We start from the raw sequence: 22024 nt of genomic DNA, 5'->3' as shown, positions 1-22024 counted from the left end.
ATCCTGAGTGAGGATGAACAATCATCTAATCACCCGGTAGTTCTATCCGAGTGGGTTTACGCTGCAAGCTCCACCACGAATAAACTGTATTGAGTAGTACCACACAAGCCGTCGCAATAAATACTGCCCTGAAACCATAATTAGCAGACACCGTGGCACCCAATAATGGGCCGGTTACATTTCCGGCATCCCGGAACGATTGATTATAACTGAAAATTCTACCAGCGACCTGATTGGACGAATGATAGATCAATAAGGTTTGTACCGCAGGCAGTAATGCGCCATCAGCCGCCCCCAATAAAAAACGCAAGACAGCAAGCTGCCATGGAGATTGAACTAACGCCATAGGTATTAATAAAATCACTGATATTGCCAGCATGGCGGTCAGAATACGTTCGGGGCCGACTTTGTCACCGAGTTTGCCTAGTCTGGGAGCACTGATTAACGCGGAAATTCCAGGAATCGCCGCTATCATACCGCTAATGAAGGCCAGATTTTGAGTTTGTCCAGCCAGATCCCTTACATATAAAGTAAGAATCGGGGCGACAGAACCGGTAGCGATCTGAATAATCATCGTTGTAACAAATAAGCTGAGAATAAGCTTTGGATTTTTAAGTGAAGTCATCACTTGTCTTCCATTCAACATGTGTTTCTTGTCTACCGGCGCAAAGTGCTCACGAACATTGAAAAGTGTAATCACAAAACATAGAAAGAGCACAGATGCTGTAATGAAAAATACAGGTTTGAGTCCATATATATCAGCAAGATAACCACCGATCAGTGGACCTATCAATGCACCGCTGACGGTGCCGGTTGACAGTGTCCCCAAGGCCCATCCACTTCGGTGGCGTGGTACTTGTGTGGCGATGAGTGCATTAGCATTAGGAACAAAACCTCCCAGCATACCTAAGGCAGCACGCAGAAATAAAAATTGCCAAATATTTTGTGCGAGACCCATTAATACCATGACTATAGCCATGCCAAGCGCAGAACGTAATAGCATCAGCTTTCGCCCTTTACGGTCGGCGAGTCTTCCCCAGAATGGTGACGCGATAGCAGAAAAAAGGAAGGTAATACTAAAGACCAGGCCTGACCACAGATTCAAGGCTTCATGACCCGTGATGCCAAGTTGTTCCACATAGAGTGGTAGGAAAGGCATGACTAGACTGAATGCCGCGCCGGTAAAGAAACAGCCTAGCCAAGTAACATACAGATTGCGTTTCCAATCAATCGGTTCTGTTTCAGAGGTCATAAATTCCTAATACAAATGATGCATATCCCGAACCGGTGATAGAGGCAATGTTGCTGAAACTTAACTAACAGTATGTGCCTCTGGTCTTATGCCAGTAAATCGAATATTACATGGCATAAAGGGTATTCTCAGTGAGTTTTCCAACTTAATAAAGGGACGGCTCCCCTTCGGGGCGTGTCTTAAAGCGGCGATGTAGCCACATATATTGATCAGGTGCCAGCAAGATATTTTGCTCAATGAGACTATTCATCCAGGCAACGGTGGTTTCTTCATTTTCAAGCGGTATATCCGTTTCTGCTGGCTGAATAATTAATTCATATCCGTTGGCATTAGGCAGTCGGCGGGGGACAAATGGGACAACCGCCGGTTTGGCTGCACGGGCCAGCATGTAACTCCCTACGGTTGTGGCCGCTTTATCTACCGCAAACAGAGGAACAAAGACGCTACTACGTGGGCCATAATCATGATCTGGTGCATACCATATAATTTCACCCTGTTTGAGCGCTCGAATCATGCCTTTCAGATCTTTGCGATCTAACATGGATTTGTTGGAGCGCATTCTTCCCCAGGTTTGTAACCAGTCGAGCAATTTATTGTCATTGGGTCGATAAACACCGATGCCGGCGTTTTGCATTCCAAAGATACGTGCACCCAATTCCAACGTAAGGAAGTGCAGGCCAATCAGCAGAATACCTCGCTTTTCCTGTCGCAATGGCAACATGTGCTCTATTCCGATGACGGTAACCCAACGGTTGATTCGCCAGTCTGGCCAAAACCAGGCTATACCGGTTTCCATTATCCCCATTCCTACAGACTCAAAGTTTTTTTTCACCATGACGTTACGTTCTTCCAGAGACATATCAGGAAAACAAAGTTCAAGATTGCGGTGGGTAATTTCTACGCGTCGCTTCAGAAAGCGCATTGCCAGACGCCCTAATGTAGTACCAATATGATAAATAATTGGATAGGGAAGCAGCACGATCAGATAGAGAACACCAATGCCTAGCCATGTTAGCCAGTAACGGGGGTGAAGCAGAGAGCGATTAAATGAAGGGATTTGTGTCATGGTCTCAAGTATCAAAATCGGCACAAACAGCGCCAGTTATTAATAATTATAAATCAGAACTCACTCGGCAGGTGGATCACCACTGCATTGATAGCGTCTGTGATTACTATGCTGCAGTCTGATTTTTATACGAAAATATAACATGAGGATTATAATAACATCTGTTATTGCCTGTTTTAACTTTTGATGGCAATCAATGAAACAGAACATCATTTTATATATAGCAGAAAACTTGATTTTTATATCAGGATAGTAATTTTACTACCCTGACAGATAGTGTCTAATCAGGTATCATGCCAGCCCACACATTCAAGCAACAATGCTATAACATAGCATTGATGTTCTATCTCACTAAAAACAGGAAAGTACACCATGCCAGTGCTACATAACCGTGTTTCCAATGAGGAGATGAAGGCGCGCATGCTCGCAGAAACAAAGCCTCGCATGACCATCTCCTTTTACCGATATTTTCATATTGATGACCCACAGGTTTTTCGCGACCGATTATATATGGCGTTCACTGCACTTAATGTTTTTGGTCGGATTTATATTGCTCAGGAAGGCATCAATGCACAAATCAGCATACCGCAGAACCGCTTTGACGACTTCAAGACAACATTATTCAGCACCCATTCAGAACTTGATCACATTCGACTCAATATAGCTCTGGATGACGATGGAAAATCATTTTGGGTTTTGCGAATGAAAGTTCGTGACAGGATCGTGGCTGACGGTATTGACGACCCGACGTTTGATTCATCTTTGGTCGGACATTATCTGAAAGCGGAACAGGTTAATCAGATGGCCGAAGATCCCGATACGCTGTTTGTTGATATGCGTAATCATTATGAATATGAAGTTGGTCATTTTGAGAATGCGATAGAAATTCCTTCAGATACCTTTCGGGAACAGCTTCCGATGGCAGTAGATATGCTTACTGATTCACGTGAAAAAAATATTGTCATGTATTGTACTGGGGGCATTCGCTGTGAGAAGGCTAGCGCATATCTACTGCATCGTGGCTTTAAAAATGTTTATCATGTCGAAGGTGGCATTATTGAGTATGCACGACAAGCCAAAGTCAAAGGTCTGCCGCTCAAATTTATTGGCAAGAACTTTGTGTTTGATGAACGTATGGGCGAACGTATCTCAGAACATATCATTGCGCATTGTCACCAATGCGGAACGCCATGTGACAGTCACACTAATTGCCGTAATGAGGGGTGTCATGTGCTGTTTATTCAATGTCCTGTATGTGCGGAAAAATATGAAGGATGCTGTAGTTCAGCGTGTCAGGAAGAGCGAAAATTACCACTTGAACAACAACGATCCCATCGTAGTAACCGGGAAAATGGCATGAAAATTTTCAATAAATCAAAAAAATTACTGAATTTAACGCTACATAAACCTGGAATGAAATGAGTAAATAAACAAATATTGCTTATCTGAGTTACCAATTGATTTCAGGAAAATAGACAGTATGGTTTGCTTTTACTCAACGCGTAATTTTGAATAAAGGCACTCATAATATGAGTCGATGTGCCTATTAACGAGAAGGTTTACCTGAAATTAAAAAAAGACTCTGTGAGCTAAGACACCGCTCATTAAGAGCGGTGTCTATAGTGCTGAAAAGAAAATTGATGTAAATATAAAAATAAAATATCAGTGTTTTAGGTAATCAATAGCTTGAAATTCAGTCGATTCGATCTTGGCAATACCGGCTTCTAAAATATAAATAAGCTGTCTTGCCACATCTGTTGTTAACCACAGTGTGCGATCAACTTGCGCCTCATCGGGTGTTTGATCTGCTTTTGATAAATAATGCAAGCGAATCATCATTGCGTCATAACTGTCAACTGTACTGATATCCCAACCCACGAGTGGATGTGTTTGAATAACTTCATTTTTTCTGTCCATAAATACCCCTTATTGACTAGTTACTAACGTGAGTGACTAACGAGGTTTAAGGCGGCTCTTATCAAGTGAGCAATATCAGTATATCGTTGCTGGATTCATTTATGGAAATTAATTGTAGGAAATTTGCAAATAAAGATGTCGGTCAATAATTATTCAGACAAGATACAGAGAGTGATAAACAATAAAACCCGTTAACATGAGGAAGCTATTGCTTCATTGGCAAATAGTAATGTAGGCAGATCTCAATAAAAACAAGGTGCAGCTACACTGGTGAGTCCGCCTCTAAGCCGAAAAAAGCCAAATGATGAAGGAGAAAAACGATCATTCGTATTGTGCAAATTCATGATATGTGGGCTCTCATTATTCAGATATAAACCAATCGTCAGCACTCTCCCAAGTTTCCTGTAAAATTTCTGAGATCTTTTCTTTGTCTTCCTTACTCCCGCCCAAAACACTCAGATTGTTGGCTGCGGCGTATCGTACCTTAACCGCCGTTTCCGGGTAATAGTGACTAATTCGCAAACTGAGCTCATGAGTTAGCGCTTCAATGGCGCCAATGGGCAGGATTGATGTTTTTGCTATAGTGACTTCGACGCGCATGATATCCTCCAAAGTTAACTGTTTATTTATACAGCTGTTAACGCATAAGGACAAGACATTGAATGAAAATTTTTATTTACGGTTAAGTGAGGTTTCACCCTGTCGGAGCAGGGTGAAAAAAGCCGATCAGCGAATAGACCAGTTTAATGTCTGGCCAGCAAGGAATGGAATCAATATGTTGTCACCAGCTTGAATCTCTTCAGGGAATGTAGTGGCTTCACGATGGAGTTCAATAAACGAGTCGTTTACCGGTAAATCATAAAAATGAGGGCCATTAAGTGAACAGAAGGCTTCTAGTTGGTCCAGCGCATTCATTTCCTCAAATACAGTAGCATAAGCACTTAATGCTGCCTGCGCATTAAAAACTCCGGCACATCCACAGGATGACTCTTTGTGATGTCGGGCATGGGGAGCTGAGTCGGTTCCCAGGAAGAATTTTTTGCAACCGCTAGTAACTGCATCACGCAGTGCCTGTTGATGCACATTGCGTTTTAGTATCGGTAGGCAATAAAGATGGGGGTGAATACCGCCAACTAACATGTGGTTACGGTTAAACATTAAATGTTGAGGGGTAATGGTGGCAGCCAGAAAGTGATCCCCTTCTTGCACATATTGTGCTGCTTCTCGTGTTGTAATGTGTTCAAAAACAACCTTTAACTCAGGAAATCGTTTTCGTAACGGCTCCATGACCCTCTCAATGAAACGGGCTTCCCGATCAAATATGTCTACCGCAGGGTCAGTGACTTCACCATGAACCAGCAGTGGTATGCCTAACTTTTGCATCATTTCCAGTACGGGATAAATTGTTCTGATGTCAGTCACGCCATGGCTGGAATTAGTTGTCGCATGAGCGGGGTAGAGTTTGGCGGCAGTGAATACGCCCCGTTCGTAACCTGATTCCAGTTCTGCCTTATCAAGAGAGTCCGTCAGATAGCATGTCATCAGCGGCTGAAAATTATTCCCTGCTGGGCGTGCGTCTAGAATGCGTTGTCTGTAAGCGACGGCACCTGCAACTGTCGTTATGGGAGGCGTCAGATTTGGCATAACGATGGCTCGGGCAAAAAAGCGGCTAGTGTGTGGCAGGACAGATTTAAGCATCTGATCGTCACGTAGGTGAAGATGCCAGTCGTCAGGGCGACGAATCTTCAGAACATTTGGCAAGGGGGTCATGAATAACGCTCCGGCGGTCAGTGAATAAACATCATAATTAATGAACTGATACGGCGGGGAATAAGCATAAGCGGAAAGCCCCATCAATGCATCCGTTTGTTGATAAACGGTTGAAATTAATTCCGTACTAGCGTTTTATGGTTAAACATTCAAATACTTATGTAAATAGTAGAGGATAGTTATGGAAATTCGTATTGTTGCCAGTGTGCAGGCCAAACCTGAATACATTCAGGAAGTCACGGCAGTGCTAAAACAGGTGGTTAACCCTAGTCGTCAGGAGGCTGGGAATCTACAGTATGATTTACACGAAGAAATCAATAAACCAGGTACTTTCGTGTTTTTTGAGCGTTGGAAAAGTCAGGATATGCTGAATAAACATGAAAAAACGCCACACTTCCAACAGTTAGTTGCACAGCTAAATGGTAGAATTGAAAGTATGGACATCAATTTATTGAAATCTATTGTATAAAAAGCCCGTCATAGACGGGCATAGAGATAGAAAAACAGAGCACCACGAGATGAACTTACGTGGTGCTTTTTTATGGTCAGTCTTCAGTCGTTGATGATGGCTTTGTCGCCGGTACACTAGCCTGATTAGCTGCGGCATGGCCACCCGCTGATCCTTTACCATCAAAATGATAGCCTGAGCGTTGCCAGTCACTCAATTTTGGCGTGTCAGGCACATAAGAGGGAGCTGGTGCTTTTGTCATCGGTGCAGTTGCATGATGATAATGTGACTTATCATCGGCATCATGCTGTTCAATGACGGGTGATGGTGCAGACTGAGGTGCTGCGACATAAGGTTCTGGTTGCTCAGCAACAGGCTGAACGTCGATTATCTGTGGAGATAACGGCACCACTTCCTGCATTTCCTCGACGATTGGCTGAACAGCAACATCTGAAGATGTCTCTTGAGTCAGCGCGGCGACTTCTTCAATAATGTTAATGTCAGTTTCAAGAGCCGGGGATACATCGTGTGAGACATGTGTTTCCAGCGGTGATGGCGATTGTGCGCTAACTGCTTCTTCTGGTGCAATTATCGTATTTACCTCAGCTTCAGTGGCTACAGACTTAACTTCTGGTGACATGTCGTGGGATGTTTCCGTCACAATAGTTTCAGTCGCGAGCGTATTTTCTGTAGCCGCTGCTACCGGTAACAAGGGTAATTCAGATGAAGGCACCACGTCCTGTATCTGTTCCTCAGGAACTTCAGGCAATTGAGGTTGTGCTACAGGATATTTAATCCAGACTTTTCCTGATGCTATTTCAGGTGCAGATGCAGCCTGGGCCAATGGCATAGGGGAACTGACCGGATAACGCTCATCACGATAGCGGCGACGGCGTTGTCCGCTGACGCGTAGATGCCGAGGAGAGCGGCGTGAACGCCGTGGCATCCCATTTTCACCAGTGGTACCACCACGATTAGTTTCTGTGATCTGATGGTTTTCCACTCCATTAGAATTACCTTCGACTTCAACCGTTGCTTCTTCCACATCAGCCTGGCGGGGCAGCACCAGAGAAACTTCCTCAATAATACCGATTGACGTATCAACAACATCATCCGTGGTAGATACATCACGAACACGGACTTTTTGCGTTAACTGACGACGCTGACGACGTTGCATTACCGGAGCTGGCTTATCCTGTTCCGCCAATGGGGAGGTCTCTTCTGCACTCTCGACAGTAGTATCTAGCGCTTTGACTTCTGGTTGTGTCGGCCGTTTTTCTTCCTGTCGACGTTTCTGACGATCTGCTCGTTGTTCACGACGCTGTTCATCATGAGGTGCTTTTTCAGTCGTTACAGCAGCAGTACCACTTTGGTTTTGGTCATCATCGGATACGACGTTCTGTACGCGCTTATTCCGGCGCTGATCTTCACGCGGTTCTCTGTTCTCGCGGGGAGTTCTGTCACGGCGATTGCTGGACTGGCGACGGCTGTTATTCCGACGCTCCTGGCGTGGTTCTTCAGTAACAACAGGTACGATATCTTCTTTCTTATCCGTCTCGGTAGCAGGAGAAGCGAAAATACCTTTCAATGCACCGAACAGCCGACCGAATAAACCAGGTTCAGTAGGTGCTGAGTTGGTTTCAGATGATGTCGCCGGGGAGACCGCTGGCACTTTTTTCTCAGAAAGTGGAATGTCCGGCATGGTAAAGGTTGTCAGTGCGGGTTGTTCCGGTATTTTCCGTTCAATAGGTTGTTGTTCTTCCAGTGCCTGCTGAGTTTCAGCTTCCAGCAATTGGGGAAGCAGGTAGCTGAGCGTCGGCTTCTCTTCGCCTTTGCGAACGCGGACGACAGAATAATGTGGTGTTTCCATGCCATCGTGCGGAACGATAATTGCGCGCACACCGCCTTGTCGTTTTTCAACTGCGTTTACGGCATCACGTTTTTCGTTCAGCAGGTAAGAGGCGATAGGTACCGGAACAATGGCGTGAACCTCTTGGGTATTCTCCTTCAGCGCCTCTTCTTCAATCAAACGCAAGATGGACAATGACAGGGATTCATTATCTCGGATAGTTCCCATTCCGCTACAACGTGGACATACGTGATGGCTGGATTCACCCAACGAAGGACTGAGGCGTTGACGAGACATTTCTAACAGGCCAAAGCGTGAAATCCGCCCAATCTGGATACGGGCACGATCCTGACGAACAGCATCACGCAGACGGTTTTCAACTTCTCGCTGATGGCGTACTGGGGTCATATCAATATAATCAATGACAATCAGGCCACCGAGGTCGCGCAGACGGAGTTGTCGTGCAATTTCATCTGCGGCTTCAAGATTGGTGTTAAATGCCGTCTCTTCGATATCCCCTCCACGGGTAGCCCGTGCTGAGTTGATATCTATAGCAGTCAGTGCTTCGGTGCTGTCGATAACGATAGAGCCACCGGAAGGTAGTCGGACTTCGCGCTGGAAGGCCGATTCAATTTGAGACTCGATCTGATAATGGCTGAACAATGGAATCTCACCGCTGTACAGCTTGATTTTACTACTGAAATCTGGACGACCCAATGCAGCAATATGTTCTTTGGCTAATTCGAGAACTTTTGGATTGTCGATCAGAATTTCGCCGATATCCTGACGCAGATAATCACGAAATGCGCGCACTATCACATTGCTTTCCTGGTGAATCAGGAACGGTGCCTGTCGGCCTTCTGCTGCTTTTTTAATGGCTTCCCAGTGCTTCAAGCGGAAAGCCAAATCCCATTGCAGAGAGTCAGCCGATTTACCGACACCGGCGGTACGGACAATAAGTCCCATACCATCGGGTAGTTGTAATGAGCCCAGTGCTTCTTTCAGTTCTGTACGGTCATCACCTTCAATTCGGCGAGAAATTCCGCCGGCTCTTGGATTGTTTGGCATTAGCACCAGATAACTGCCGGCCAGACTGATAAACGTTGTAAGAGCTGCCCCTTTGTTACCACGCTCTTCTTTATCGACCTGAACGATAACTTCTTGTCCTTCACGCAAAACATCTTTGATGTTCGGGCGACCGTGAGAAGCGTAATTACTGGGGAAATATTCGCGCGCGATTTCTTTAAGTGGGAGGAAACCATGTCGTTCTGCACCATAATCAACAAATGCTGCTTCCAGACTTGGCTCAATGCGTGTGATTTTACCTTTGTAGATATTTGCTTTCTTTTGTTCATGACCCGGACTTTCAATGTCCAAATCATAGAGGCGTTGACCATCAACCAAGGCAACACGCAACTCTTCTTGCTGAGTTGCGTTAATCAACATTCTTTTCATCGTAACTTACTCATTATTTTTACAATACATTATTGATAGAGCTGCGGATAAATACGGTGCATGACCGGAGAGAACCGATGGCCTCGAGGCTTATTGCAGAGACGTCAACCTCCCGGTTGTCGACTGCATAGAGACGCATTTTTCGGTAGCCTGTAGATCCTGGCGGGAGTTACAGCGCATTTACTGCGGGAACAGCTTCTGAAAAATATATTACCAGATCTGATTCCATATGCCGGCCAAGCTGCAAACCGCAGCTCGCTAACTGCTTGATTAAACAATACGTCTTACGCCATTGCTGCGTTTATGTGTAACCAGGCAAATATAATAATTCCGCAATTTCCCTTGTTCTAATGGAAATCAGCATGGAAAACTAAAGCATTATTCCATTGCTGACACGTTTATAGCAAGGTGACTTTGCCTGTCTGTATAAAGCTTGTCGTGCTGTTTTTAACCAAACTAGCAATAGTTGATACTAGTACCGGCGAGGCAAACCACTCTAACAATATCTTCATAAGTCAGACTGACAGTTAAGCATAGAAAAAGATGTGGCGCTATCTACCTGTGCTCTTTAGAATCCCGTTTCATGAAAACAGATAATCCATCAGTACAATTTTTGACGATTTCTGCTGAAGAGGCAGGTCAACGAATAGACAATTTTTTGCGCACTCATCTTAAAGGTGTGCCAAAAAGCATGATTTATCGCATTTTGCGTAAAGGTGAAGTGCGTGTGAATAAGAAAAGGGTTAAGCCGGAATATAAATTGCTTGATGGCGATGAGATCCGTCTTCCGCCCGTACGGCAGTCAGAACGGGCTGAGAGCACTGTTTCGGCCAGCCTTGATAAAGTCTCTGCATTAGCAGATTGCATAATTTATGAAGACGACTATCTATTAGTGCTGAATAAACCTTCTGGTACCGCTGTACATGGTGGCAGTGGCCTCAGCTTCGGCGTTATTGAGGCATTGCGGGCTCTGAGGCCGGAGTCACGTTTCCTTGAACTGGTACACCGACTGGATCGGGATACGTCTGGTGTGTTGCTGGTGGCTAAGAAACGTTCTGCGTTACGGGCTCTTCATGAGCAATTACGGATGAAAAATATGCAGAAGGATTACCTGGCGCTGGTTCGGGGACAATGGCAATCTCATTGCAAAGCTGTGCAGGCACCACTATTTAAGAATGTTCTTCAAAGCGGAGAACGTATTGTCCGGGTAAATAGTGAAGGAAAAGCATCAGAGACTCATTTTAAAGTCGAAGAGCGGTTTGAACATGCTACGTTGGTCAAAGCCAGCCCCGTAACAGGAAGGACACACCAAATTCGGGTGCATGCGCAATATGCTGGCCATCCTATCGCTTGTGATGACCGTTATGGTGATCGTGATTTTGACCGACAACTGGCGGAAACCGGATTAAAACGGCTCTTTCTTCATGCGCAGGCGCTACGCTTTGAACATCCTAATACGGGAGAAACATTGCGGATCGAAGCTCCAATGGATAAGGAACTACAGCGCTGTCTGCGGGTTTTGCGACAGGCTAAAAAATGATGCATAACGCCTGTCGCTGTTACAGGCATTTTTTCTGATGCCGTTTATTGCAGGAGTGGGTGAACCCCTTCTTTACGCAGCATTTCCAATAAAGCAATTAACGGTAGTCCAATTAGGGTATTGGGATCGCGGCCTGACAATCTTTCAAATAATGTGATCCCCAACCCTTCACTTTTGAAACTGCCAGCGCAATCCCAGGGTTGTTCTTTATCTACGTAATGTTCGATCTCTGTGTCGCTAAGGTGACGGAAGTACACGTCAAAAGGCTCTGTGATACATTGAAGATGTTGTGTCCCACTATTTAACAGTGATAATCCGGTAAAAAAAGTAACACAATTCCCGCTAATCTGACGTAGTTGCCGCATAGCATTATCCTTGTTATGAGGTTTCCCTGTGATTTCGCCAGACAGAACACAAACTTGATCAGCACCGATGATTAAATGTCTGGGATATTGGGTAGCCAGTGTCTGTGCTTTCGCTGCTGCCAGACGTATGACAAGCGCAGTGGCATCTTCCCCGGGGAGTGGTGTCTCATCCACGTTGGGTGATGCACAAATAAAAGGGATATCCAGCTTTTCCAGCAGAGACTTGCGATAAATAGAAGTAGATGCGAGAACGATTTGATGCATAAATTTTTTGGAAACCATAGCGTAATGATGAAAGGCATTCTACACTGGGCGCCGCTCAGGAAGCGAATAGAGGTAAGTGAACTGCTTCACTACCTTTTTCTTTGACTCTATGTCGTTACGACGTTAATATGCGCGCCCTATGCAAAAGGTAAAATTACCCTTAACCCTTGATGCGGTTCGCACTGCTCAAAAGCGTTTAGATTATGTCGGTATCTATACTGCTGAACAAGTAATGCGTGTTGCCGAATCAGTGGTGAGTGTGGACAGTGATATTGAAGCTGTGTTGTCATTCAGTATTGATAACCAAAGATTGGCTGTGATTAATGGAAGCGCTGATGTTGCGGTGACGTTACTTTGCCAACGTTGTAACAAGCCTTTCAAGCATCAAGTTCACGCTACGTTCTGTTTTAGCCCGATCATCAATGATGAGCAGGCCGAAGCTTTGCCGGAAGTATATGAACCGATCGAAGTCAATGAGTTCGGTGAGGTTGATTTATTGGCAATGATTGAAGATGAAATCATTCTGTCTTTGCCAATCGCTCCGGTGCATGATTCTGAACACTGTGAAGTGTCCGACGCGGATATGATATTTGGTAAGTTGCCGGAAGAGGCAGAAAAACCAAATCCATTTGCCGTATTAGCCAGTTTAAAGCATAAGTAATTAAGGAGTAAGGTCCATGGCCGTACAACAGAATAAACCTAGCCGTTCCAAGCGTGGTATGCGTCGTGCTCACGATGCACTGACCACTTCTGCCATTTCCGTAGATAAAGTTTCTGGCGAAACTCATCTGCGTCATCACGTCACTGCGGATGGCTACTACCGCGGTCGTAAGGTCGTTGCCAAGTAATTCCTGCGAATTTCAGCAAGGAAATACATTGACACGCCTGACTTTGGCGTTAGATGCAATGGGCGGGGATTTTGGCCCTTGTGTCACAGTGCCTGCTGCATTGCAGGCACTGGCTTCCAGTCCAAGCCTCCATTTGTTACTGGTTGGCGATCCTGTTGTACTTATTCCATTACTTGATAACGTCGATTCCTCCCTACTTTCCCGCTTGGATGTTGTACCCGCTGAATCGGTAATCTCTGGTGATGTTCGTCTATCACAGGCGATCCGTAACAGCAGGGGAACCTCTATGCGTGTCGCATTGGAGTTGATAAAGGAAGGGCGGGCAGAGGCATGTGTCAGTGCGGGTAATACCGGAGTATTGATGGGGTTGGCAAAATTGCTGCTAAAGCCGCTTGAGGGAATTGAGCGCCCTGCCTTGGTTACCTTGTTGCCGCACCAGCGACAGGGCAAAACGGTTATTTTGGACTTGGGTGCCAATGTGGAGTGTAGCAGTACCATGTTGGTGCAGTTTGCCGTGATGGGCGCGGTCATGGCAGAAGAAGTGTTGGGACTGACAAATCCTCGTGTAGCACTTCTGAATATTGGTGAAGAAGAAAGTAAAGGCCTTACTAATATCCGAGAAGCTGCCGCACAGTTAAGAATGACACCGTCGATCAACTATATTGGCTATTTGGAAGGTAATGAATTGCTGACCGGCAAGACAGATGTGATGGTCTGTGACGGCTTTGTGGGTAATGTCGCATTGAAGACTCTGGAAGGTGTGGTGAGGATGTTTTTGTCGCTTCTGAAATTTTCTTCGGGTTCAGAACACAGACAAAAACCGTCCTGGTGGCTGAAATTTTTGGGGCGTTGGTTGCAAAAACGACTTGCGAAGCGTTTTAAACACCTGAACCCTGACCACTATAATGGCGCATGTCTGTTAGGATTACGTGGAACTGTAATTAAGAGCCACGGTGCCGCGAACCAAAACGCGTTTGCGGTAGCTATTGAACAGGCGATGCAGACGGTACAGAGGCAACTTCCGGAGCGGATTGCTGCGCGACTAGAAGCTGTATTACCCAAGAGTGACTAAGCGTACATGTATACAAAAATTATCGGAACGGGAAGCTATTTGCCCGCACAAATCAGGACAAATGCTGATTTAGAAAAAATGGTGGATACGTCAGACGAATGGATTGTTACTCGTACCGGTATCCGTGAACGACGCATTGCGGCACCTGATGAAAGTGTTGCAACAATGGGGTGTCGTGCGGCTCAGAAAGCGCTTGAAATGGCAGACGTGGATAAAAACAAGGTTGGATTGCTGATTGTTGCAACGACTTCCTCCAGTCATGCCTTTCCAAGTTCGGCTTGCCAGATCCAGCAAATGCTGGGAATCAAAGATACTATCGCCTTTGATCTTGCGGCCGCCTGTGCTGGTTTTACTTATGCACTTAGTGTTGCTGACCAGTATGTGAAAAATGGTGCAGTGGATTATGCTTTGATAATTGGAGCAGATACATTGTCTCGTACTTTGGATCCGACCGATCGTGGCACACTGATCCTGTTCGGTGACGGTGCAGGTGCAATGCTGTTAACCAAATCTGAAGAGTCAGGCATTATTTCCACACACTTACATGCAGATGGCCGCTATGCTCAGTTACTGACGTTACCCAATCCGGAGCGTACTGGTCAAGAATCCGCTTACCTGACAATGGCGGGTAATGAGGTTTTTAAAGTTGCGGTGACGGAATTGGCCCACATCGTTGAAGAAACGCTGGTGGCATCTAATCACGATAAAAGTGAATTGGATTGGTTAGTGCCCCATCAGGCAAACCTACGCATCATTAGCGCAACGGCTAAAAAATTAGGTATGAGCATGGATAAGGTTGTTGTGACTCTGGATCGCCATGGTAATACTTCAGCCGCTTCAGTTCCTTCCGCTTTGGATGAGGCGGTGCGTGATGGGCGTATCAAACGCGGACAATTAATCTTGTTGGAGGCCTTTGGTGGCGGTTTTACCTGGGGTTCGGCATTGGTTCGTTTTTGAGTAAACAGGATTTTTGATATGAAGCGATTTGCAATGGTGTTCCCTGGACAAGGTTCCCAATCAATGGGTATGTTGTCTGAATTAGCTGAAAAGTTCCCGCAAATAGCAGAAACCTTTGCCGAGGCATCTGCTGCTTTGGGGTATGATCTTTGGCAGCTGGTTCAGCAAGGGCCTGCAGAAGAATTGAATAAAACATGGCAGACACAGCCAGCGTTACTGACGGCTTCTGTTGCTATATGGCGGGTTTGGCAACAGCAAGGTGGCAGAATTCCTGCATTGATGTCTGGTCATAGCCTTGGTGAATATTCTGCTCTGGTTTGCGCTGGAGTGTTGGATTTCAAGCAAACGGTCAGTTTGGTTGAATTACGCGGTAAATTGATGCAGGAAGCTGTACCTGAAGGTACTGGTGCGATGTATGCCATCATCGGTCTGGATAACGAATTGATTGCTGGTGCTTGTATTGAGGCTGCGCATGGACAGGTAGTTTCGCCGGTTAATTTTAACTCTCCGGGTCAGGTTGTTATTGCTGGTAACAAGGAAGCGGTCGAACGTGCCGGGGGCCTTTGTAAAGCGGCGGGAGCGAAGCGTGTTTTACCTTTACCCGTGAGTGTTCCTTCGCATTGTGCTTTGATGGAACCTGCTGCCCGTAAGTTGGCGGATGCATTGGAGATAATCACGTTTTGTTCTCCCCATATTCCCGTGGTGAATAACGTGGATGCACGCATTGAAACCTCGTCAGAGGCGATACGCAGCGCGCTGGTTCGCCAGCTTCATAATCCGGTACGTTGGACTGAGTGTGTCGAATTTATGGCTTCGCAGGGTGTGGAAACATTACTAGAAGTCGGGCCGGGTAAAGTTTTAACCGGATTAACTAAAAGAATCGTTAGTACCCTGACTGCGGTAGCAGTAAACGATTCTGCTTCTCTGTCAGCGGCACTTGAACAATAGAAACGGTGAAAATATGATTTTTGACGGAAAAATTGCTCTGGTTACCGGAGCCAGTCGAGGAATTGGACGGGCCATCGCTGAAGTATTGGTTGCACGTGGCGCAAAAGTTATTGGCACGGCAACCAGTGAGAAAGGAGCTGCAGATATTAGTGCCTGGTTGGGAGAAAAGGGAAAAGGTTACCTGTTGAATGTCGCTGATGCGGCTTCAATTGAGAGTGTGTTGGCAGATATCCATGCGGAATTTGGTGATATTGACATTCTCGTCAATAATGCCGGTATTACTCGAGATAATTTGCTGATCCGCATGAAAAACGATGAATGGCAGGATGTGCTGGATACGAACTTAAGTTCAGTATTCCGCCTATCCAAGGCCGTATTGCGTACCATGATGAAAAAACGTTTTGGACGTATTATAACCATCGGTTCTGTTGTTGGTTCCAGCGGAAATCCCGGACAGGCTAACTATGCGGCTGCCAAGGCTGGATTGATTGGGTTTAGCAAATCTCTGGCATGTGAAGTCGCCTCTCGTGGTATCACGGTGAATGTTGTTGCTCCAGGATTTATTGAAACTGACATGACACGGGCATTGACAGATGAACAACGTGCAGGCATTTTGGCGGATGTTCCTGCCAACCGTCTGGGTGATGCGAAAGAAATCGCTAGTGCTGTTGCGTTTTTAGCCTCTGATGAGGCGGGTTACATTACCGGCGAAACATTGCATGTCAACGGTGGCATGTATATGATCTAATGAGTACGACCGTAATTTGCGTTAATTTGCGGCGAAAACCGCAAAAAAGCACAAAATCTTGGTTCGACCAGTCTTGATTTTGTTGCATCTTTTTCAACATTTTATACACTACGAAAACCATCGCGAAAGCGAGTTTTGATAGGAAATTTAAGAGTATGAGCACTATCGAAGAACGCGTTAAGAAAATCATCGTTGAGCAGCTTGGTGTTAAAGCGGAAGAAGTGGTAAATAATGCTTCTTTCGTAGATGACCTCGGCGCTGATTCTCTTGACACTGTTGAGCTGGTAATGGCACTGGAAGAAGAGTTTGATACTGAAATTCCAGATGAAGAAGCTGAAAAGATTACAACTGTTCAGGCAGCCATTGATTTCATTCAGGCTAATCAGCAGTAATCGAACATATCTAGGCGGTCATTCGACCGCCTAAGTTTCTTTTTTTGCACCCCTGTATCATTTTTCCCTCCTTGGAGGTTCAGCGTGTCTAAGCGTCGAGTAGTTGTGACTGGTCTGGGCATGTTATCTCCTGTCGGCAATACAGTAGAGTCAAGTTGGAATACTTTGCTTGCCGGTCAGAGTGGTATCAACCTGATTGACCATTTTGATACTAGTGCCTATGCAACGCGTTTTGCTGGCTTAGTAAAAGACTTTAACTGTGAGGAATTTATCTCGCGTAAAGAAGCACGCAAGATGGATTCTTTTATTCAATACGGAATTGTGGCCGGTATTCAAGCCATGCAGGATTCTGGTCTTGAGGTTACGGAAACCAATGCTCCCCGTATTGGGGCCGCAATTGGTTCTGGTATTGGTGGCTTAGGACTTATTGAAGAAAACCATAACTCCCTGGTTCATGGCGGGCCTCGTAAAATCAGTCCGTTTTTTGTCCCGTCTACCATTGTTAATATGGTCGCGGGGCATCTGACTATTATGTATGGTCTGCGCGGGCCAAGTATTTCTATTGCTACAGCGTGCACATCTGGTGTGCATAATATTGGCCATGCTGCACGCATTATTGCTTATGATGATGCGGACGTGATGTTGGCTGGTGGGGCTGAAAAAGCCAGTACGCCATTGGGTGTCGGCGGTTTTGGCGCTGCCCGTGCATTGTCGACTCGTAACGATAATCCGCAGGCTGCCAGTCGGCCCTGGGATAAAGACCGTGATGGTTTTGTTCTGGGTGATGGTGCCGGTATTATGGTACTCGAAGAGTATGAGCACGCTAAAAAGCGCGGTGCCAAAATTTATGCAGAAATAGTGGGTTTTGGTATGAGCAGCGATGCTTACCATATGACTTCACCACCAGAAGATGGTGCTGGAGCTGCATTGGCAATGGTAAATGCGCTACGTGATGCCGGAGTTAGTACCTCTCAGGTGGGATATATCAATGCGCATGGAACCTCAACATCTGTAGGCGACAAAGCGGAAACGCAAGCTGTCAAATCCGTCTTTGGGGCAGATGCCTCCCGCGTGCTGATTAGTTCAACAAAATCCATGACCGGTCATCTGTTAGGTGCGGCAGGTGCTATTGAGTCTATCTTCAGTATTCTTGCACTGCGTGATCAGGCTGTACCACCGACGATCAATCTGGATAACCCTGACGAGGGATGTGATCTGGACTTTATTCCTCATGAAGCACGTCAGGTAGCCAACGTAGAATACACTTTGTGTAATTCCTTTGGATTTGGTGGTACTAACGGCTCACTGGTATTCCGTAAGATCTAATATGATGTTTTAGTAAAAAACCCGGTTTTACCGGGTTTGAGTTTGATGACAACGTCTATATAGCGGCGATAATGAGAAGATCGTAAAGACGCTGCAAGTACCTCCCTGTAAGCTCAAACCGCGCCATCCTTGGCTCGGATGCTTTACTCTTCTCTCTCATTATCACCGCTCTGACTCGATACATAGGTTTGTCAACGGTCTGAAACCCGGTTTTACCGGGTTTTTTTTGGATCTATATAAAATCAGATAGCGGCTACTTGTGAATGATGGCATGCACTGACAAGCTGATTTGGTCAAAGGAGAGTTAATACTATGCTCTGGATTAATGGTGAACAGGAACAACAACTGTCGGCATTGGATCGTGGTACTCAGTTTGGTGATGGCTGCTTTACCACAGCAAGAGTGGTGGATGATCGTATCGTATGGTTTGAGCGTCATCTGCAACGTTTACAGCAGGCGGCAGAAAAATTGATGTTACCCACCGTGGAGTGGCAAAAACTTGAGGCTGAAATGCATCAGGCTGCTCGTGGATACAGAAATGGTGTTGTGAAGGTTATCATCACCCGAGGGCAGGGTGGGCGAGGATACAGCCCTGGTGGTTGCCAAGGATCCACGCGTATTGTTATGCAGTCTGACTATCCTGAACATTATGCACGTTGGCGAAGCGAAGGCATTAGCCTGGCGGTTAGTCCGGTAAGATTAGCCAGAAGCACATTGTTGGCCGGGATAAAGCATCTGAATCGGCTTGAACAGATATTCATCCGTATGCATCTTGAACAGACCAGTGCTGATGAGGCCTTGGTGCTTGACACCGCTGGCTGGGTGGTGGAATGCTGTGCGGCTAATTTATTCTGGCGCAAGGGAAACGTGGTATATACGCCAGATGTATCGCAAGCTGGTGTGGATGGCGTGGCGCGGCAGCATATTATTGCGCAGTTGGCAGTGTCAGATTTTCGGTTGCAGATTGTAAATGTACCGCTGGAGACATTGGTGGATGCGGAAGAACTGATAGTTTGTAATGCATTAATGCCAATAATTCCCGTAAATCAGGTGAATACCTGGTGTTATCGCTCAAGAAAGCTTTATGATTTTCTGAGCCCTAACCATGAGTCATGATTTTTATGCAGAGAACCAAAATTGGTCTTTTGATCGTAACCTTTCTGATTATTGGCGCAGTCGTTTTTTGGAAACAGGTACAGCGTTTTGCACTATCGCCACTATTGATCAAGCAGGATATCATTTTCACGCTCCCAACAGGAACTGGCCGCGAAGCGCTGGAAACACTGTTGATTGAAAAGCAGGTGATAAAGAAGAGTGCATGGTTTCCCTGGTTATTACGGATAGAGCCTGAATTGGCGAACTTCAAAGCTGGCAGTTATCGATTTATTCCTGGCATGACCGTCCGTGACATGCTGGCCTTACTGGCCAGTGGTAAAGAAGCTCAATTTCCTATTCGTTTTATTGAAGGTTCCCGCCTGAAAGACTGGCTGGAGATATTGAAACAGGCCCCTTATATTAAACATACTCTGAGCAATGAAAGTGTTCAGGATATTGCCGATGTATTGAACATCAAGGATAAACCTAACCCAGAAGGCTGGTTTTATCCCGATACTTATTTGTACACCGCAGGTACGACCGACAAATCACTGTTGTTGCGCGCACATCAGCGTATGGAAAAAACACTCAGTAATATTTGGCAGGGACGTCAGAAAGGGTTGCCCTATAAAACACCGGATGAATTGCTGACCATGGCGTCGATTATCGAGAAAGAAACGGCGGTGAATGAAGAGCGGGCACTGGTCGCCTCAGTTTTTATCAACCGTTTACGGGTAGGGATGCGCCTGCAGACAGATCCTTCGGTTATCTATGGTATGGGGGACAGCTACGATGGTGTCATTACGCGTAAAGCGCTTGATACGCCAACCCCATACAATACTTATACTATTATCGGTTTGCCGCCGACACCGATTGCGATGCCTGGCAAGGCATCCCTGGAAGCTGCCGCACATCCTGCCAAAACAAATTACTTCTACTTTGTGGCGACGGGTAAAGGTGGGCATACATTTACCACCAACCTGGTGGAGCATAACCGAGCTGTTCAGCAATACCGTTCAGTTTTGGCCAGCGAAGGAAAATAATGAACAGTAAATTCATTGTCATTGAAGGCCTTGAGGGAGCAGGGAAAACCAGTGCTAGAAATGTGATAGTTGATACATTGCGCCGGTTTGGTATTCAGGATGTGATGTTTACCCGTGAACCGGGGGGCACACCATTGGCAGAAAAACTGCGTGATCTGATTAAGCAAGGGATTGATGGCGAAAAGGTAACGGATAAAGCCGAACTGCTGATGCTTTATGCTGCGCGGGTACAGTTAGTTGATAATGTGATAAAACCCGCATTGGCTCGTGGAATCTGGGTAATTGGTGATCGCCACGACCTCTCTTCTCAGGCTTATCAAGGTGGCGGGCGGGGTATTGATCCTCAGTTACTACTATCGCTACGTGATACGGTGCTGGGCGACTTTCGTCCTGATTTGACATTATATCTCGATTTACCACCAGCAATGGGTCTTCAGCGTGCTCGCCAACGCGGTGAACTGGATCGTATCGAACAGGAGTCACTAGCATTTTTTGAACGAACTCGGACGCGATATCGGGAATTGGCTGCTCAGGATGACAGTATCATTACGATTGACGCGTCCCAATCCATTGACGAAGTTGGCAACAATATTAGTAATGTCTTGTCGCAGTGGTTACGGCAGTCGGGAATCTCTGGTGAGGTACAAGACTGATGGAATGGTATCCGTGGCTTAATTCTTCTTATCGTCAGCTGCTTGGGCAGTATCAGTCAGGACGTGGGCACCATGCATTGCTGATTCACGCATTGACTGGCATGGGCGATGCCTCGCTGGTGTATGCGTTAGGTCGCTGGCTATTGTGTCAGCAGCGAGAGGGGATTAAAAGTTGCGGGAAATGCCATTCTTGCCAGTTAATGCGTGCTGGTACTCATCCTGATTGGCATGTGCTCCGTCCTGAAAAAGGAAAGCAGAGTCTGGGGGTCGATGCAGTACGTGACGTGCTGGAGACAATATATCAGCATGCCCGTCAAGGGGGAGTGAAACTGATTTGGTTGCCGCTGGCAGAGTCATTAACCGAAGCTGCGGCCAATGCTTTGCTGAAAACGCTTGAAGAGCCACCGATGGAGACCTATTTCTTACTGGGATGCAGAGAGCCTTCTCGCTTGTTGTCAACCTTTCGCAGCCGTTGTTTATACCATTATCTTGATGTGCCGGATGAAGCGTATAGCGTGCAATGGCTGAGTAGTCACTATCCGATGGACAGTCAGGCGACACTGACGGCGCTGAGATTATATGCCGGTGCACCGCTGGCTGCCGCTAAACTGTTGCAGCCTGAACATTGGAAACCACGGCAAACACTGTGCTTGACGTTGTCTGATTGTTTGACACAACGGAACTTTTTGCCATTAGTTACCCCGTTGAATCACGAAGATGTTGATGATCGAATTCACTGGTTGTCTGCGCTGCTACTCGATGCCATAAAGTGTCAGCATGGAGCAGAGGACTATCTGGTTAATCAGGATCAGCTTCATCTGGTGCAACAATTGGCGAACACGCTGGACAGTGATCGACTACACCATGAATTGCGTCAATGGTTACAATGCCGTCATCAGTTGCGCGCCATCACCGGTGTGAACCGCGAATTATTGTTAACAGAACGGCTGCTTAACTGGGAACAAAATCTGTCGGTAGCAACGCTTTTGCCATCCCATCCATTTTCTGTCTGATTA

22 protein-coding genes are annotated in these 22024 nt (G+C 46.1%); 15 read left to right on the top strand and 7 right to left on the bottom strand.

Annotated features, from left to right (window positions below; translation table 11 throughout):
• Nucleotides 1-25: 25 nt before the first annotated feature.
• Complete coding sequence (mdtG, locus tag PCO85_12775) at nt 26-1252, bottom strand: multidrug efflux MFS transporter MdtG (GenBank protein WJV52130.1); 1227 nt, start codon at nt 1250-1252, stop codon at nt 26-28.
• A gap of 145 nt (nt 1253-1397) precedes the next feature.
• Nucleotides 1398-2318, bottom strand: coding sequence for a Kdo(2)-lipid IV(A) acyltransferase (locus tag PCO85_12770; protein WJV52129.1), 921 nt, complete (start codon nt 2316-2318; stop codon nt 1398-1400).
• Nucleotides 2319-2690: 372 nt separating this feature from the next.
• Here PCO85_12770 and PCO85_12765 point away from each other — a divergent pair, with 372 nt between their 5' ends.
• Nucleotides 2691-3740: a rhodanese-related sulfurtransferase gene (locus PCO85_12765; protein ID WJV52128.1), complete on the top strand. Its 1050-nt coding sequence runs from the start codon at nt 2691-2693 to the stop codon at nt 3738-3740.
• A 240-nt stretch (nt 3741-3980) separates the two neighbouring features.
• On the opposite strand, the gene bssS is transcribed toward PCO85_12765, so the two are convergent.
• The 3 genes from bssS to pyrC all read right to left on the bottom strand — a co-directional run bounded on the left by bssS (nt 3981) and on the right by pyrC (nt 6005).
• Nucleotides 3981-4235: a biofilm formation regulator BssS gene (bssS, locus tag PCO85_12760; protein ID WJV52127.1), complete on the bottom strand. Its 255-nt coding sequence runs from the start codon at nt 4233-4235 to the stop codon at nt 3981-3983.
• Nucleotides 4236-4595: 360 nt separating this feature from the next.
• Nucleotides 4596-4835, bottom strand: coding sequence for a DNA damage-inducible protein I (gene dinI, locus PCO85_12755; GenBank protein ID WJV52126.1), 240 nt, complete (start codon nt 4833-4835; stop codon nt 4596-4598).
• 126 nt (nt 4836-4961) lie between these two features.
• Entirely contained in the window at nt 4962-6005 is a 1044-nt protein-coding gene (gene pyrC, locus PCO85_12750) for a dihydroorotase (protein ID WJV56076.1), read from the bottom strand.
• 181 nt (nt 6006-6186) lie between these two features.
• Here pyrC and PCO85_12745 point away from each other — a divergent pair, with 181 nt between their 5' ends.
• On the top strand, nt 6187-6474 hold the full coding sequence (locus PCO85_12745) for a putative quinol monooxygenase (GenBank protein ID WJV52125.1): 288 nt from the start codon (nt 6187-6189) through the stop codon (nt 6472-6474).
• A gap of 76 nt (nt 6475-6550) precedes the next feature.
• Here PCO85_12745 and rne read toward each other — a convergent pair whose 3' ends face one another.
• Nucleotides 6551-9757: a ribonuclease E gene (gene rne / locus PCO85_12740; protein WJV52124.1), complete on the bottom strand. Its 3207-nt coding sequence runs from the start codon at nt 9755-9757 to the stop codon at nt 6551-6553.
• 583 nt (nt 9758-10340) lie between these two features.
• Between rne and rluC the strand changes: the two genes are divergently transcribed.
• A complete protein-coding gene (gene rluC, locus PCO85_12735) occupies nt 10341-11297 on the top strand; it encodes a 23S rRNA pseudouridine(955/2504/2580) synthase RluC (GenBank protein WJV52123.1) in 957 nt (318 codons plus the stop codon).
• A gap of 44 nt (nt 11298-11341) precedes the next feature.
• Here the strand turns inward: rluC and PCO85_12730 are convergent, their stop codons facing one another.
• A complete protein-coding gene (locus tag PCO85_12730; protein ID WJV52122.1) occupies nt 11342-11926 on the bottom strand; it encodes a nucleoside triphosphate pyrophosphatase in 585 nt (194 codons plus the stop codon).
• A gap of 139 nt (nt 11927-12065) precedes the next feature.
• On the opposite strand from PCO85_12730, the gene yceD reads away from it, so the two are divergent.
• The 12 genes from yceD to holB all read left to right on the top strand — a co-directional run bounded on the left by yceD (nt 12066) and on the right by holB (nt 22021).
• The gene (gene yceD / locus PCO85_12725) at nt 12066-12587 is read left to right on the top strand and encodes a 23S rRNA accumulation protein YceD (protein ID WJV52121.1); all 522 of its coding nucleotides are present in this window, start codon (nt 12066-12068) and stop codon (nt 12585-12587) included.
• Nucleotides 12588-12603: 16 nt separating this feature from the next.
• Nucleotides 12604-12774 carry a 50S ribosomal protein L32 gene (gene rpmF, locus PCO85_12720; protein WJV52120.1) on the top strand — a complete coding sequence of 57 codons (171 nt, stop codon included), beginning with the start codon at nt 12604-12606 and terminating at the stop codon, nt 12772-12774.
• A 28-nt stretch (nt 12775-12802) separates the two neighbouring features.
• A complete protein-coding gene (gene plsX, locus PCO85_12715; protein WJV52119.1) occupies nt 12803-13846 on the top strand; it encodes a phosphate acyltransferase PlsX in 1044 nt (347 codons plus the stop codon).
• 6 nt (nt 13847-13852) lie between these two features.
• Nucleotides 13853-14803 (top strand): beta-ketoacyl-ACP synthase III, encoded by a 951-nt coding sequence (locus PCO85_12710; GenBank protein WJV52118.1) that lies wholly within the window; start codon nt 13853-13855, stop codon nt 14801-14803.
• A gap of 18 nt (nt 14804-14821) precedes the next feature.
• Nucleotides 14822-15751: an ACP S-malonyltransferase gene (gene fabD, locus PCO85_12705; protein ID WJV52117.1), complete on the top strand. Its 930-nt coding sequence runs from the start codon at nt 14822-14824 to the stop codon at nt 15749-15751.
• Nucleotides 15752-15764: 13 nt separating this feature from the next.
• Nucleotides 15765-16499, top strand: coding sequence for a 3-oxoacyl-ACP reductase FabG (gene fabG, locus PCO85_12700; protein WJV52116.1), 735 nt, complete (start codon nt 15765-15767; stop codon nt 16497-16499).
• 155 nt (nt 16500-16654) lie between these two features.
• A complete protein-coding gene (gene acpP, locus PCO85_12695; GenBank protein WJV52115.1) occupies nt 16655-16891 on the top strand; it encodes an acyl carrier protein in 237 nt (78 codons plus the stop codon).
• Nucleotides 16892-16975: 84 nt separating this feature from the next.
• Entirely contained in the window at nt 16976-18217 is a 1242-nt protein-coding gene (fabF, locus tag PCO85_12690) for a beta-ketoacyl-ACP synthase II (GenBank protein WJV52114.1), read from the top strand.
• Nucleotides 18218-18529: 312 nt separating this feature from the next.
• A complete protein-coding gene (gene pabC, locus PCO85_12685; protein ID WJV52113.1) occupies nt 18530-19333 on the top strand; it encodes an aminodeoxychorismate lyase in 804 nt (267 codons plus the stop codon).
• Between the two features lie 5 nt (nt 19334-19338).
• The gene (gene mltG, locus PCO85_12680; protein ID WJV52112.1) at nt 19339-20355 is read left to right on the top strand and encodes an endolytic transglycosylase MltG; all 1017 of its coding nucleotides are present in this window, start codon (nt 19339-19341) and stop codon (nt 20353-20355) included.
• Nucleotides 20355-21008, top strand: coding sequence for a dTMP kinase (gene tmk / locus PCO85_12675; protein ID WJV52111.1), 654 nt, complete (start codon nt 20355-20357; stop codon nt 21006-21008). Before mltG ends, tmk begins: the two co-directional genes overlap by 1 nt.
• Nucleotides 21008-22021 carry a DNA polymerase III subunit delta' gene (gene holB, locus PCO85_12670; GenBank protein WJV52110.1) on the top strand — a complete coding sequence of 338 codons (1014 nt, stop codon included), beginning with the start codon at nt 21008-21010 and terminating at the stop codon, nt 22019-22021. The genes tmk and holB overlap by 1 nt, the downstream gene beginning before the upstream one ends.
• Nucleotides 22022-22024 lie beyond the last annotated feature (3 nt).

Origin of the sequence: Prodigiosinella aquatilis (assembly GCA_030388725.1) — a bacterium.
In the GTDB taxonomy this organism is placed as follows: Bacteria; Pseudomonadota; Gammaproteobacteria; order Enterobacterales; family Enterobacteriaceae; genus Prodigiosinella; species Prodigiosinella aquatilis.
The sequence above is the reverse complement of the archived record's forward strand: the minus strand, read 5'-3'. Positions and strand labels throughout refer to the sequence as shown.